Origin of the sequence: Rhodococcus sp. UNC363MFTsu5.1 (genome assembly GCF_000686785.1) — a bacterium.
In the GTDB taxonomy this organism is placed as follows: Bacteria; Actinomycetota; Actinomycetes; order Mycobacteriales; family Mycobacteriaceae; genus Rhodococcus_G; species Rhodococcus_G maanshanensis.
The window spans coordinates 129,013-143,000 of the sequence record NZ_KK366015.1; the positions used below are offsets into that span (position 1 = coordinate 129,013).

13 protein-coding genes are annotated in these 13,988 nt (G+C 68.6%); 7 read left to right on the top strand and 6 right to left on the bottom strand.

The window, feature by feature from the left end; all coding sequences use genetic code 11:
* Window positions 1–69 precede the first annotated feature (69 nt).
* The 4 genes from BR31_RS0125825 to BR31_RS0125840 are packed head-to-tail and all read left to right on the top strand — an operon-like array spanning window position 70 to window position 5,235.
* Window positions 70–894 carry an FAD binding domain-containing protein gene (locus tag BR31_RS0125825; protein WP_027503468.1) on the top strand — a complete coding sequence of 275 codons (825 nt, stop codon included), beginning with the start codon at window positions 70–72 and terminating at the stop codon, window positions 892–894.
* Window positions 894–3,620 carry a molybdopterin-dependent oxidoreductase gene (locus tag BR31_RS0125830; RefSeq protein WP_027503469.1) on the top strand — a complete coding sequence of 909 codons (2,727 nt, stop codon included), beginning with the start codon at window positions 894–896 and terminating at the stop codon, window positions 3,618–3,620. The genes BR31_RS0125825 and BR31_RS0125830 overlap by 1 nt, the downstream gene beginning before the upstream one ends.
* Window positions 3,621–3,630: 10 nt before the next feature.
* The gene (locus BR31_RS0125835) at window positions 3,631–4,599 is read left to right on the top strand and encodes an antibiotic biosynthesis monooxygenase (RefSeq protein WP_027503470.1); all 969 of its coding nucleotides are present in this window, start codon (window positions 3,631–3,633) and stop codon (window positions 4,597–4,599) included.
* Window positions 4,600–4,641: 42 nt separating this feature from the next.
* Window positions 4,642–5,235, top strand: a complete 594-nt coding sequence (locus BR31_RS0125840) for a PepSY domain-containing protein (protein ID WP_027503471.1) — start codon at window positions 4,642–4,644, stop codon at window positions 5,233–5,235.
* 8 nt (window positions 5,236–5,243) lie between these two features.
* Here BR31_RS0125840 and BR31_RS30250 read toward each other — a convergent pair whose 3' ends face one another.
* From BR31_RS30250 to BR31_RS0125855, 3 genes are read right to left on the bottom strand one after another with little or no spacing between them, the layout of a single operon-like run.
* Window positions 5,244–6,239, bottom strand: a complete 996-nt coding sequence (locus BR31_RS30250; protein WP_081830686.1) for an alpha/beta fold hydrolase — start codon at window positions 6,237–6,239, stop codon at window positions 5,244–5,246.
* A 12-nt stretch (window positions 6,240–6,251) separates the two neighbouring features.
* Window positions 6,252–6,881: a YdeI/OmpD-associated family protein gene (locus BR31_RS0125850; protein WP_156042633.1), complete on the bottom strand. Its 630-nt coding sequence runs from the start codon at window positions 6,879–6,881 to the stop codon at window positions 6,252–6,254.
* 1 nt (window position 6,882) lies between these two features.
* Window positions 6,883–7,296 carry a VOC family protein gene (locus BR31_RS0125855; protein WP_027503473.1) on the bottom strand — a complete coding sequence of 138 codons (414 nt, stop codon included), beginning with the start codon at window positions 7,294–7,296 and terminating at the stop codon, window positions 6,883–6,885.
* 93 nt (window positions 7,297–7,389) lie between these two features.
* Between BR31_RS0125855 and BR31_RS30255 the strand changes: the two genes are divergently transcribed.
* Window positions 7,390–8,370, top strand: coding sequence for a helix-turn-helix transcriptional regulator (locus BR31_RS30255; RefSeq protein WP_051637749.1), 981 nt, complete (start codon window positions 7,390–7,392; stop codon window positions 8,368–8,370).
* A 73-nt stretch (window positions 8,371–8,443) separates the two neighbouring features.
* Entirely contained in the window at window positions 8,444–8,962 is a 519-nt protein-coding gene (locus BR31_RS0125865; protein ID WP_197023716.1) for an AraC family transcriptional regulator, read from the top strand.
* On the opposite strand, the gene BR31_RS0125870 is transcribed toward BR31_RS0125865, so the two are convergent.
* Entirely contained in the window at window positions 8,896–9,747 is an 852-nt protein-coding gene (locus BR31_RS0125870) for an alpha/beta fold hydrolase (RefSeq protein WP_027503475.1), read from the bottom strand. The two genes, BR31_RS0125865 and BR31_RS0125870, sit on opposite strands and share 67 nt — an antisense overlap.
* Window positions 9,748–10,035: 288 nt before the next feature.
* Between BR31_RS0125870 and BR31_RS0125875 the strand changes: the two genes are divergently transcribed.
* Entirely contained in the window at window positions 10,036–11,214 is a 1,179-nt protein-coding gene (locus BR31_RS0125875; RefSeq protein ID WP_027503476.1) for an acyl-CoA dehydrogenase family protein, read from the top strand.
* A gap of 62 nt (window positions 11,215–11,276) precedes the next feature.
* Here the strand turns inward: BR31_RS0125875 and katG are convergent, their stop codons facing one another.
* Together katG and BR31_RS30260 are read right to left on the bottom strand one after the other, a co-directional pair.
* Complete coding sequence (katG, locus tag BR31_RS0125880) at window positions 11,277–13,436, bottom strand: catalase/peroxidase HPI (RefSeq protein WP_081830688.1); 2,160 nt, start codon at window positions 13,434–13,436, stop codon at window positions 11,277–11,279.
* Window positions 13,437–13,452: 16 nt separating this feature from the next.
* Complete coding sequence (locus BR31_RS30260) at window positions 13,453–13,956, bottom strand: Fur family transcriptional regulator (protein ID WP_197023717.1); 504 nt, start codon at window positions 13,954–13,956, stop codon at window positions 13,453–13,455.
* Between the last annotated feature and the right edge of the window lie 32 nt (window positions 13,957–13,988).

A 13,988-nucleotide genomic window follows, 5' to 3' on the forward strand; every position in this document is an offset into this window, starting at 1 on the left:
AAACGCCGACCCGCGCCGACCCGGTCGGCGTATGTTTGGCACGACACATTCCCTGACGGGAGCGGTCCCATGGATCTCAACACCATCAGTGATGTCGTGCGGCGACCACCCGACCGCCCCGGCGCGCAGTGGCGCGAGGGCGATGCCTGGCTGGCCGGGGGGACATGGCTGTTCTCGGTCCCCCAGCCCGAACTGCGCCGGCTGGTGGATCTCACAGCACTCGGCTGGGATGCCCTCGTCCCGAGCGAGTCCGGCCTCGAGATCGGCGCCACCTGCACCATTCGTGATCTGTATGATCTTGCGCCGCAGATCGATTGGCGCGCTACCCCGCTGCTGAGGACGAGCTGCGAGGCGTTCCTGGCCTCGTTCAAGGTGTGGAACTCGGCGACAGTGGGCGGCAACATCTGCATGTCGCTGCCCGCGGGACCGATGATCACCATGACCGTCGCGCTCGAGGCGACCTACACGCTGTGGGCACCCGACGGATCACAGCGCACGGTCGACGCAGCCGAGTTCGTCACCGGCGACCACCGCAACGTGCTGGCGCCAGGCGAAGTCCTGCGCCGCATCGACATCCCGGCCGCCGCGCTGCGCAAACGCCACACCCACCGCCGCTTCACCCTCACCCGACTGGGGCGCTCCACCGTGTTCATGATCGCCACCCAGACGCCCGGCACCGCCGACCTGGCCCTCACCATCACCGCGGGCACCACGCGTCCGGTACGCCTGACGTTCGCCACCCTCCCCGATGCCGAGACCCTGCGCGGGCACATCGACGCCCTCCCCGCCGACATCTGGTTCGACGACCCGAACGGCACCCCCGAGCACCGGCACCACCTCGCGCGGCACTTCGCCGAGGAGATCCGCGTCGAGTTCGAGTCGGGAGACCGGTGATGACCTACACCGTCAACGGCAAGGCCTTCGACAGGGAGCCACGACCCGGCCAGTGTCTGCGGACCCATCTGCGGGAGCTCGGCCACCACGGCGTGAAGAAGGGTTGCGACGCAGGTGATTGCGGCGCCTGCACGGTGTGGCTCGACGGCGATCCGGTGCACAGCTGCATCACCCCCGCGTTCCGGGCGGAGGGCCGCGAGGTGACCACGATCGAGGGACTCGGCTCCCCCGACGACCTGCACCCCGTGCAGCGCGGTTTCCGCGACGCTCCCGGCTTCCAGTGCGGCTTCTGCACCGCGGGCATGATCATGACGGCGGCGACGTTCACCGACGCCCAGAAGCAGGACCTGCCCCGCGCACTCAAGGGCAACCTGTGTCGCTGCACCGGCTACCGGGCCATCGAGGACGCCGTGCACGGGGTCGCAGGCATCGAGGATGCGCTCCCCGGCCGAGCCGTCGGAACCAGCGTCGGGACCCCCGCCGCCACCGACGTGGTCACCGGCCGCGCCGAGTTCACCATGGACACCGACATCGACGGCATGCTGCACGTGAAGGTGCTGCACTCGCCGCACGCGCACGCCCGCATCGTCTCCATCGACAAGACCGCGGCGCTCGCGGTGCCCGGCGTGCACCGCGTCTACACCTGGCAGGACGTCCCCCGCAAGCGCTTCACCACCGCCATCCACACCGACCACCTCGTCGACCCGGACGACACCTACATCCTCGACGACACGGTGCGCTTCGTCGGCCAGCGGGTGGTCGCGGTGCTGGCCGACACGGTCGGCGCCGCCGAGGAGGGCTGCCGCCGGGTGGTGGTCGAATACGAGCCGCTGCCTGCCGTGTTCGACCCGGAGGAGGCGATGGCCGACGGCGCCCCGCAGCTGCACGGCTCCGACGATCCGTTCGTGCGGGACCCGGTGCACAACATCCTGCTCGAGCTGCACGGCCACGTCGGCGACGTCGAGGCCGGCTTCGCCGAGGCCGACGTGATCCACGAGGGCACGTATTTCTCGCCGCGCGTGCAACACGCACACCTGGAGACGCACGGCTCCATCGCGTGGATGGCGGACGGCCGCCTGCACGTGCGCACCAGCTCGCAGTCGCCGTCCATCGCGAAGGTCAAGCTCTCGCACCTGTTCGACCTGCGCCCGGACCAGCTGCGGGTGTTCTGCATGCGGGTCGGCGGCGCGTTCGGCGGCAAGCAGGAGGTGATCTCCGAGGACCTCGCCGCCCTCGCCACACTCGACACCGGTAGGCCGGTCTGTTTCGAGTACACCCGCGAGGAGGAGTTCACCACCGCCTCACCCCGGCACCCCATGAGGCTCACGGTCCGGCTGGGCGCCCGGTCCGACGGCACCCTCACCGCAGTGCAGGTCCGCAACGTCTCGAACACCGGCGCCTACGGAAACCACGGTGGTGAAACACTTTTCGCCGGCGGAGCGGCGGTCATGCTCTATCACTGCCCGAACAAGAGGTTCGACGGCTACTCGGTGTACACCAACACCGTGCCGAGCGGGGCGCTGCGCGGCTACGGCATGACCCAGCCCGCCTTCGCGGTCGAATCCGCCATGGGCGAGCTGGCGATCGCGCTCGGGATGGATCCGCTCGAGCTGCGCCGCCGCAACATCGTGCGGCCCGGCGACGCCCTCGTCGCATTCGAGGACGGACCCGACGACGTGGTGTTCGCCGAGGACGGCGTCGGGCGGTGCATCGACCTCGTCGACGAGGCCCTGCGCCGCGACGGCTCCGAGGCGCCACCCGGCGAGGACTGGCTCGTCGGGACCGGGACCGCGAGCTCGTTGCACGAGACCGCGCCGCCGACCGATCACGTCTCGGAGGCGTGGGCGACGCTCGGCGACGACTGCATCTACGAGCTCGCCGTCGGCACAGTGGAATTCGGAGAGGGAACCCCGACCGCGCACGTGCAGATCGCGGCGAACCAGCTCGGGACCACCCCCTCGCGGGTGCGCCTGGTCCAGTCCGACACCGACCGAACGGGCTTCGACACCGGCGCGTTTGCCAGCGCGGGCCTGTCCGTCGCAGGCAACGCCGTGGTGCGGGCGTCGAACGCCCTGCGCGACCGGATACTCGCCTTCGCCGCCGCGCACGCGGGGGTCGAGGTCGCGGCCTGTGCGATGGACGATGACGCCGTGGCCTGCGACGGCGTCCGAGTGCCGCTCTCCGAACTCGTCGAGGCCGCCCGCGCCCGCGGCATCCGATTCACCGCCGCCCGCAAGGCGTACGGGTCGCCGCGCAGCGTCGTGTCCAACACCCACGGCTTCCGGGTCGCCGTACACCGGGTCACCGGCGAGATCCGCATCCTGCGGAGCGTGCAGGCGACCGATGCCGGGGTGATCATCAACCCGGCGCAGGTGCGCGGGCAGATCGAGGGCGGTGTCGCGCAGGGCATCGGCTTCGCGTTGACCGAGAACTTCCACGTCGACGGCGACGGCGTGATGACCAACCCGAACCTGCGCAACTACCGCATCCCCACCTACGCCGACGTGCCCCGCACCGAGGTGCTGCTGGTCGAGTCGACGGACTCGGTAGGGCCGATGCACGCGAAGGGCATGGCGGAGTGCTGCATCAACCCGGTGGCGCCTGCGCTGGCCAATGCCGTCGAGGACGCGACGGGCGTGCGATTCCGGGAGCTGCCGCTCACCCCCGAACGCATCTACCGCCGGATCGTGGAGTCGCGCACCGGCGCCACATCGGTACACGCATAGGGAGGCGACGGTGGAGGCCGAGCACGTCCGCGACACCGCGACCGTCATCATCGGCCAACGGGTACGTGCCGGATCCGAGGCGGCGTTCAAGGCCTGGCAGGAGGAGATCAACGTCGCGGCCTCGCAGTACGCCGGCTTCCTCGGTGCCCAGATCGCTGCGCCCACCGCGGTGCAGCCCGACTGGGTGGTGGTCTACCGGTTCGACTCCGTCGCGAACGTGCAGGCCTGGCTCAACAGCGCCACCCGCCAGGGGTGGCTCGACCGGGGGCAGCAGTACCTCGACGGCCCGGCAACCCAACAGGTGATCACCGGTGGATCGCGCCCGACCGATCAGCTCGTGACGGTCGTCGTGACCCATCGCGTGAAACCCGACAGCATCGACGCCTTCATCGAGTGGCAGAACCGGATGCGATTGGCGGAGCGCAAGTTCGAGGGATTTCGCGGCTCCGAACTCTTCCGCCCCATCGAGGGCGTGCAGGATGAGTGGACCGCACTCTACCGCTACGACAACGCAGCGAACCTCTTCACCTGGCTCACCTCGACCAAGCGACAGCAGCTGCTCGCGGAGGGTGAGAAGTTCCACGAGTTCTCCTCCCGCACCATCGACAACTCGTTCGGGAGCTGGTTCGCCTTCGACGAGAAGGGAAACGAGGCGCCGCCACCCTCGGACGTCAAGACCTCGATAGCCGTCTGGGTCGGCCTCTATCCCACCGTCGTCCTGATCGCCCTCGCGCTCGCCCCGCTGAAAATGCCGCTGTGGCTGGGCCTACTCGTCGGAAACCTGTTGTCCAGCTTCGCCATGACCTTCGTGACCATGCCGCGCTACGTGAACCGGCTGCTGGGGCGCTGGTTGCGGCCACCCCCTGACGCGCCGGAGCTGAGGTCGAACCTGCGCGGGATCGCCGTCGTCGCCGGGGCGATGGCGTTCTGGGTCGTCGTCTTCTATCTCGTGACGCGGCAGTTCTGGACGCTGCCCTGAAACAGAGAGAGTTCACCCTTCAACAGGATCGAGGACCAACCGATGACCACGAAGACTGCACGACGTGCGAGCCTGATCCCCTTTGCCATCGCCTCGGCACTGCTGGTGGTGGGCTGCGGCTCGAACGACGATGACACCACCCCGACGACGAGCGCCGCGGCGACCTCCATGCCGATGTCGATGTCCATGCCAACGGGCACCGCGGCGATGCCGCAGGTCACCAAGGAACAGGCAGAACAGACCGCCCTCGCGACCGTCCCCGGCGGGGTGGTCGTCTCCTCCGAACTCGTCAAACACGACGGCACGCAGGTGTGGCACGTCCACATCCGCAACACCCAGGGCTGGGACTACGACGTGGACGTCGACGCAGCCAGCGGCGCCGTGGTGGATCGCGACCAGGAGGATCACGACGAGGACGACCGCACGTCGATGACCGGCGCACCGAACGCGGCGGTGACGGTCACCAAGGAACAGGCCGAACAGACCGCTCTCGCGACCGTCCCCGGCGGCACGATCGTCTCCTCCGAAACCAATCAGCACGACGGCAAGACGGTGTGGCACGTCCACATCCGCAACACCCAGGGCTGGGACTACGACGTGAACGTGGACGCCGCCAGCGGCGCCGTCGTGAACTGATCCGCGCGTCAGTTTCCCACCGCACGGTCGACGACGTCACGAATCGCGTCGACCACCAGTTGCGGCGACTCGTTGTGGATGTTGTGGCCGCTGTCCGTCTTCGTGATGTGCTGCGCGCCGGGAAACAGCAGGGCGAGCCTGTCCTGCGACGCCAGCTGCGCCCGCCAGAACACCTCCGGATAGTCGGCGGGTGCGTCGGCAGGCAGGCGGGCGCGGAAGGCGTCCGGGTCGAAAGTGTCCCCGCTGAGCACCACGACCGGCACGTCGGGAACCGGCGGGGCGGCGTGCAACTGCGCGAAGGTCGCGGCGGGATCGAGCTGCTCGACGTCCGCCCACTGGGCGGTGCGGCGTTGGTTGTCCAGCTCGTTCATCCGGAGGAACACCGAGAACTCGGCGGGGGTCAGCTCGCTCTCGAGGTACTCCGACATGCCATCGACCAGGACCAGACCGGCCGTCTCGTCCGGGTGGGTGCCCGCGTAGACCCTCGCGACCGGTCCCCCGTACGACCACCCGACGAGCACGTATGGGCCAGGCACCTCGGCCGCGGTCAGCAACGCGCCCAGGTCGGCGGCGTCCCGCTCAGGGGTGGTCGGCTGGGACACCGGCGTGGACGGGGTCAACTCGTCGCCCGCGCGTGCGGTCCCTGGCCGGTCGTAGGAGCAGACCCGGGTGAACGCGCCGACCTCCGGATACACCGCTGACCCGCTCGGCACCATGTCACCGGACCGATCGGCGACCTCGCTCCAGGTGTCCGCGGCGGCGACGGCGCCGGGCACCAGCACCACCGTCGGGGATCCGGTGCCGCGGCACTCCAGGTACATCTGCCGCCCACCACCGATATCGAAGGTCCGCGCGATGTCGGCCTGCGGCGTGTCCGCCGTTGGCACCGTGTTGCCCGCGGGGTTCTCCTCCTGGCCGCCACACGCGATCAGCGACGCCGTGACGCCGAGGACGGCCGCCGCGAACCGCAGGGCGGCGAGTCGCCCGCCCGAACTGGCGCGCATCTCATCAGCGTGTCACACCGCGACGCTTTGCGGGAGGGCACCGTCGCCGACCCGCACCCCTGGGTGATTGGCCCTGATGTTCACCGCCGCGAGCGCGACCGTCCGATCGATCCGACGCTGCCGCGTCTCCGGCCGCTTCGCCGTCGCGATCCACTCCAAGATCAGCCGCTTCGAGGACGGCGGAAAGGCCTCGAAGTTCGCGCGGGCGGCCCCGTTGCGGTGCAGCGGGTCCCGCAGGTCGTCGGGCAGCGCGGCGCCGTCGTCGGGCACCACCTGCCAGGTCCCTGTGGCCTTGGCGACATCGATCAGGGCCTGGCCGTGCGGGGTCATCTGACCCAGCTCGATCATGTTCGCCGCGCGTTCCCGGTTCACCCGGCTCCACGTGCTGCGGGGATTGCGCGGGGTGAACCGGAGCCGGGAACTGTCCGCGTCGTGCTTGCGGTGCAGGCCGTCGATCCAGCCGAAGCAGAGGGCCTGCTCGATGGCCTCGTGGTAGCGCGGGCTCGGCGTGCCGCTGTCCTTGTGGTGGATGATCAGCCAGATCTCCCTCTCGGACTGGCTGTTTCGCGTCAGCCAGTCACGCCAATCGGCGGCTGTCCGCGGGGCGAAGGTTGCCACGTCGGGGGTGCTCACGGTGGCCATCTCACGCCTCCTTCGAGCCGAGGATGTCGAGGTAGTGCTGGTTGTACATGACACCGAGGATGTTCCCGAACGGGTCGACGACGGAGGCGGTGACGAACCCGGGCCCGCGCTCGGTCGGCTTGTCGTGCACGGTGGCGCCAAGCGCGAGCAGTCGATCGAAGCTCGCCTGGACGTCGTCGACGTGCCAGTAGGTCAACTGGCCTGCGGGCTCGTCCGTGCGGGCGTGCGGCGCGAACCGCGCGTCGATGATGCCGAGCTCGTGCTGGAAGTCGCCGACGCGGAACTCGACGTATGCGGTCGCCCCGTCGATCTCACGCGCGAAGTACGGCGAGGTGCCGAGCACCTCGGTGTACCAGTCCTTGGCGGCCGCGACATCGTCGGCGAAGAAGCTGACGGTGGTGAGTCCTCGCAACATCGGTGGTTCCTTCCCTCGTTCGGTTGGTGACGAGAACCATCATTCCGATCAAAGTGCTCACCAACTGAGCACTTTTACGGGGAAACTGAAAACATGCGCGCAGACCGACTCGTCGCCACCCTCCTGCTCATGCAGTCCCGCGGCCGGGTGACGGCCGCCGAACTGGCCGACGAGCTCGAGGTGTCTGTCGCCACCGCCCGCCGCGACCTGGAGGCGCTGTCCGCGGCAGGCATCCCGGTGTACCCGCAGCCCGGACGTGGTGGCGGCTGGGCACTCGTCGGCGGCGCCCGCACGGACCTGTCCGGCCTGTCGTCCAACGAGGCGCAGGCCCTGTTCCTGCTCGTCGGACCGGCCGCGGCGGTCTCGAGCGAGGCCAAGGCCGCGCTCCGCAAGCTCGTACGTGCTCTGCCCCAGACGTTTCGGGCCGAGGCCGAGGCCGCCGCAGGAGCCACCATGATCGACCCGACCCGCTGGGGCGAGCGCGATCGCCGACGACCGGCGATGGTGGACCAACTGCAGTCCGCGGTGGTCCGCAGGCGCAAGGTCCGGCTGACCTACGTCAACGGCGCCCGCGAGCGGAGCGAACGCCTTGTCGATCCGTGGGGCCTGGTCGACAAGGACGACACCTGGTACCTGATCGCCGGGACCGAGCACGGCCAGCGCACCTTTCGGGTGGACCGGATCGCCGAGGCCCAGCCGACCGATCAGCCCGCCGACCGGCCCGCCGACTTCGAACTCGCCGGCGCGTGGGAGCAGGTGGTCGGGAGGATGGAGGAGCGGCGCGGGGCCACCTGGGCGACGGTGCTCATCGAGACCCGGTTCGTACGGATCCTGCGCGACCACTTCGGCAGGCACTGCCACACCGACGGCGAGACCGACGACGGCCGCACCCGGGTGCGACTCGCCGCCCCGACCCCGCTCGACATCGCCCGCAACCTCGCCGGCTGGGGCGCGGACGTCGAGGTGCTCGAGCCGCGATCGGTGCGAGACGAGTTGGCGCGCATCGGGGTCGAGCTCGCCGGTCGCTATGCAGCCGCCGACAGGCCCAACTCACCACCTCGTAAAAAGTACTAAAAATGCTGGTCAGGCTAGTTTTATAGCGTGATACTTTCGCTCCCGCCGCACAACATTGGGAGAAATCATGCGCATGACGCTTCAACACATTTCGACTCGTCGAATCGCCTTTGTCCGCGTAACCGGGCCGTTCGGGCTGGGCAACGCCCGGGCGATGTCCGACATAAAGCAGTGGGCATCCGGCCGGGGCCTGCTCCAGGACGGGGCAGTCCTGTGTGGAGTTCCGAGGGACGATCCCTCCGCGACACCGCCCGACGAGTGCCGCTACGACGCGGCGATCGTCGTGAGTGACGATCTCGAACTCGACGGCGCGGTCGGCGACGGCAACCTCCGCGGCGGGCCCTACGCGGCATTCGATGTGCCGCACACCACGGAGGGCGTGGGTGCGGCGTGGTCGAGCATTCTCGACGAAATCGAAACTCGGGGGCTGGTGGTGGACGACGAACCGATCTTCGAGATGTACACATCGGAACTGCTCGCCCGCCACCTATGCCAGCTCTGGGTGCCGCTGCGGCAGGAACACCCTCACCGCAGCAGGAACTCGATGGCGACTCGCTCGAAGGCCTCCTTGGCCTCGACCATCACCCAGTGACCGCAGTTCGGGAACACGTGCAACTCCGCATCGGGGATCAGCCTCATCGGCACCATGGCCATGTCCGGTGGGCACTGCCGGTCGTCTCGGCCCCAGCTGAGCAGGGTCGGACACTGCACCTTGTGCATCATCGACCAGTACGGCGGTGCATCCGATGCGACCATCGCCTGCTGTTGCGCCGCAAACGCTTTGGATCCGTACATCGCCGCAAGCGTCTCGTGCGACACCGGATCGTTGGCGGTCTCCCAGCGTTCCTCGACCCGCTCCTCCGTGATCACGGCGGGGTCGTAGACCATGCACTCGAGCCAGCGGACCAGCCTTTCGCGGCTCGGGCTGTCGGCGAACTCCTGCAGTAGCCGTGTGCCCTCACTCGGGTTCTGACTGAAGATGTTCGGACCCACCCCGCCGATGGTGACAAGCTTGCCGACCCGCTCGGGGTGTCTCATCGCCAGGTTCACGCCGACGACGCCACCCATCGAGTTCCCGATCATCGCAGCCGATGGGATACCGAGTGCGTCCATGAACCGGATCACCGACGAACCCGCGGTGAGCACGGGATGCCCTTCCACCGGATCGCTCACGCCGAATCCGGGGAACTCCAGGATGTAGCAGCGGAAGTGCTCGGCGAAGACGGCCAGGTTTCCCCGGTAGTTCCGCCAGCCGCTGACTCCGATGCCCGAGCCGTGCAACAGGATCAGCGGCGGCCCCTCCCCTGCCTCGTGGTAGCGCAACACCCCCTTGCCGGTAACGACTTCCCTCTTGGTCCCCTCGTAGGTCACGTCCATCACACAAGGCTAGAATGAGTTCTAGTTTGGTTGCACTGGATTCGCCGAATCTCCTGTATCGGTGATTCACGCCACCCAAATCCTGGCGACCGTTCATCGCGAACGGGATCCGCAAGGCTCCGGATCACGGCCTTTACCAGCGGAAACTGAAGAACCTGTCGCCAACACACGGCGAGGTCCGGTTCCGCAGGAAAAGAAACCAAAGAGTTCGTTCCCCTTCCGCATCGTTGGAACATGTTCTAGTTTTGAACGCAATCAGCCGGCAACTCCTACCGAGACGAGGAAGTCATGGGTCAGGTTCACGAGCGGATCGAGCAGTACGCGGACGAGATCCGCGCCAACGGTGTCGAGGGCGACAAGCTCATGCGACTCTCCGATACCTCGGCCAAGCGGCTGCGGGAGTCAGGGGTGATCCGGATGCTGCAGCCCAAGGATCACGGCGGCCTCGAGGCGCATCCGCGGGAGTTTGCCGAGACCGCGATGGCGATCGGTGCGATGGACGGCGCCACCGGCTGGGTCAGCGGCATCGTCGGCGTGCACCCCTGGGAGCTGGCGTTCTTCGACCCGAAGGCCCAGCAGGAGGTGTGGGGTGAGGACCCCGACACCTGGATGGCCTCGCCCTACGCGCCGATGGGTGTCGCGGTCCCGACCGACGGCGGCTACATCCTCAGCGGCCGCTGGTCGTTCTCCTCGGGTACCGATCACTGCCAGTGGGTGATGATCGGCGCCGCCGTCGGCGACCAGGACGGCAACCGGCTGATGCCGCCGAAGATCCTGCACGTGCTGCTGCCGCGCAGCGACTACGACATCGACCAGGACAGCTGGGACGTCGTCGGCCTGCGGGGTACCGGCAGCAAGGACCTGATCGTCAAGGGCGCCTTCATCCCGACGCACCGAACCCTGGACGCGGCGAAGGTCTTCGACGGCACCGCACCGAAGGAGGCCGGGCGCACGCAGACGCTGTACAACTTCCCGTTCTCGTGCATCTTCCCGCTGGGCATCACCTCGTCGCTGATCGGTATCGCCGAGGGCGCGCTGGCCAGCCATCTGAACGCACAGCGCGAGCGGATCACGGTGTCCGGCACGGCGATCAAGGACGATCCGTACGTGCTGTTCGCGATCGGCGAGGCCGCCGCGGAGATCGCCGCGTCGCGGGCGGCGATCCTCGAGACGGTGGACCGGTTCTGGGACCTCACCGACAGCGGCAAGGAGGTCACCTTCGAGCAGCGCGCGATCGGCCGCCGGACCCAGACCGCCGCAGCGTGGCGGGCGGTACGCGCGGTCGATGAGATCTTCGCCCGGTCGGGTGGCGGTGCGCTGCAGATGAAGACGCCGATGCAGCGCTTCTGGCGGGACGCACACGCCGGCCTCTCGCACGCCATCCACGTGCCCGGCTCGATCTTCCACTCGTCGGCGCTGACCCAACTCGGCGGCGAGCCGCAGGGCGCCCACCGCGCGATGATCTGACGGGATCGGGAGAACGCGGGCGCCCCGCGAGCCGTGTCGGCTCGCGGGGCGCCGTGCCGGTATCAGGCGAGATCGAACCGGTCCAGGTTCATCACCTTGTCCCACGCGGAGACGAAGTCCGCCACGAACTTCGGCTGCGCGTCGTCGCTCGCATAGACCTCGACGAGCGCGCGCAACTGCGAGTTCGAACCGAAGACGAGGTCGACGGCCGTGGCCGTCCACTTGACCTCGTCCGTGCCGCGAGCGCGGCCCTCGTAGACGTTCTCGGACTCGGCCGATGCCCTCCACTCCGTGCCCATGTCGAGCAGGTTCACGAAGAAGTCGGTGGTCAGGACCTCCGGCCGATCGGTGAGGACGCCGTGCGCGGACTGCCCGACGTTCGCGTTCAGTGCACGCATCCCACCGATGAGGACCGTCATCTCCGGGGCCGTCAGCGTCAGCAGGTTCGCCTTGTCCAGCAGCAGTCGCTCGGCGGGCAGCTTCTCCCCGGCGCGCAGGTAGTTGCGGAACCCGTCGGCCCGTGGCTCGAGCACCTCGAACGCCTCCACGTCGGTCTGCTCCTGGGCTGCATCGGTGCGGCCCGGCGAGAACGGGACCGTGACGTCGTGCCCGGCATTCTTCGCCGCCTGCTCCACCGCCGCGCAGCCCGCCAGCACGATCAGGTCGGCCAGCGAGATCCGCTTGCCGTCGGAGCGCCCACCGTTGAAGTCGTCCCGGATCCGCTCGAGCGTCTGCAGTACCTCCGCCAGGCCTGCCGGGTTGTTGGACTCCCAGTCCTTCTGCGGCGCAAGCCGAATCCTCGCCCCGTTGGCCCCGCCGCGGTTGTCGGTGCCGCGGAAGGAGGCAGCCGACGCCCATGCCGCACCGACCAGCCGGGGAATGGACAGCCCCGAACCCAGGACCGTGGCCTTGAGCGCGGTGATCTCGTCCGGCCCGACCAGGTCGTGATCGACCTCGGGGACGGGGTCCTGCCACAGCTGCGGCTCCGCAACCCACGGGCCGAGATAGCGCGAGACCGGCCCCATGTCGCGGTGCAGCAGCTTGTACCAGGCCTTGGCGAACTCCTCCGCGAGTTCCTCGGGGTGATCCAGCCAGCGCCGGGTGATGGGCCCGTAGACCGGGTCGAGGCGCAGCGAGAGGTCCGTCGTCAGCATCACCGGGCTGTGGGACTTCGACGGATCGTGCGCGTCGCGGACGGTGCCCGCCCCTGCGCCGTCCTTCGGAATGTACTGCCACGCACCGGCCGGGCTCTTGGTCTTCTCCCACTCGTAGCCGTACAGGGTCTCGAGGAAGCTGTTGTCCCACTTGATCGGGGTGGGCGTCCAGGTGCCCTCGAGGCCGCTGGTGATCGCGTCCCCACCGACGCCGGTGCCGAACGAGCTCTTCCAGCCGAGGCCCTGCTGCTCGATCGGCGCCGCCTCCGGCTCGGGCCCGACGAGATCGGCCGGTCCCGCGCCGTGGGTCTTGCCGACGGTGTGGCCGCCGACGATCAGCGCGGCGGTCTCGACGTCGTTCATCGCCATCCGGCGGAAGGTCTCGCGGATGTCGACGGCCGCGGCGAGCGGATCCGGGTTTCCGTTGGGCCCTTCCGGATTCACGTAGATCAGGCCCATCTGCACGGCACCGAAGGGACCGGTGAGTTCCCGGTCGCCGGTGTAGCGCTCGTCGCCGAGCCAGGTGTCCTCCGGCCCCCAGAACACCTCGTCGGGCTCCCAGATGTCCTCGCGGCCGAAACCGAAGCCGAACGTCTTGAATCCCATCGATTCGTAGGCACAGTTGCCGGCAAAGATGAGGAGATCCGCCCAGGAGAGCTTCCTGCCGTACTTCTGCTTGACCGGCCAGAGCAACCGGCGCGCCTTGTCGAGGCTCGCGTTGTCGGGCCAACTGTTGAGGGGGGCGAAGCGCTGGGCGCCCTCGCCGCCACCGCCACGGCCGTCCGCGATCCGGTAGGTGCCCGCCGCGTGCCAGCTCATCCGGATGAACAGCGGCCCGTAGTGTCCGAAATCGGCTGGCCACCAGTCCTGCGACGCCGTCATCAACTCGATGACGTCCCGTTTCAGCGCGTCCACGTCGAGCGTCGCGAACTCTGCCGCATAGTCGAAGTCCTCGCCCATGGGGTCGGACAGCGGCGAGTGCTGATGGAGAACCTGCAGGTCCAGCTGATTCGGCCACCAGTCCCTGTTGGTCCTGGGCCGGTGCTCCTGCGGGGTCGGGGAGCCCATTGCCGGGCATTCGCTTTCACTGTTGGACACGACGGTCCTTCCTTCCAGGAGTGGGTGAATCGGACTTCGATCGCAAACCTGATCGCGAAACCTGTGCTGCCGAGCAGTCGCGGCACCATCCCCAGTAGGTGACCTCGGCCTCCTCCACGACGAAGCCGCGGTCGCCGGGCGCGGTGAGGCAGGGGGCCGCGCCGACCGCACAGTCGACGTCGGCGATGACCCCGCAGGTGCGGCAGACGAAGTGATGGTGGTTGTCACCGACGCGGGCCTCGTACCGCACGGCGCTGCCCGCAGGCTGGATCCGCCGCACCAGGCCGGCTTCAGTGAGGGCCTGCAGCACGTCGTACACGGTTTGGCGGGAGACCTCGGGCAGGACGGCGCGCACGGCTCGGTAGATCGTCTTCGTGTCGGCGTGCGGGTGCGTGTGCACGGCCTCCAGCACCGTGGCCCGGGGCCGGGTCACGCGAAGCTCTGCCGTGCGCAAATGCGCTGCGTATTCCCTCGCGGAGGGCACCTCCATACAATGGCGCATTGTTCTGGACTCGGTCAAGA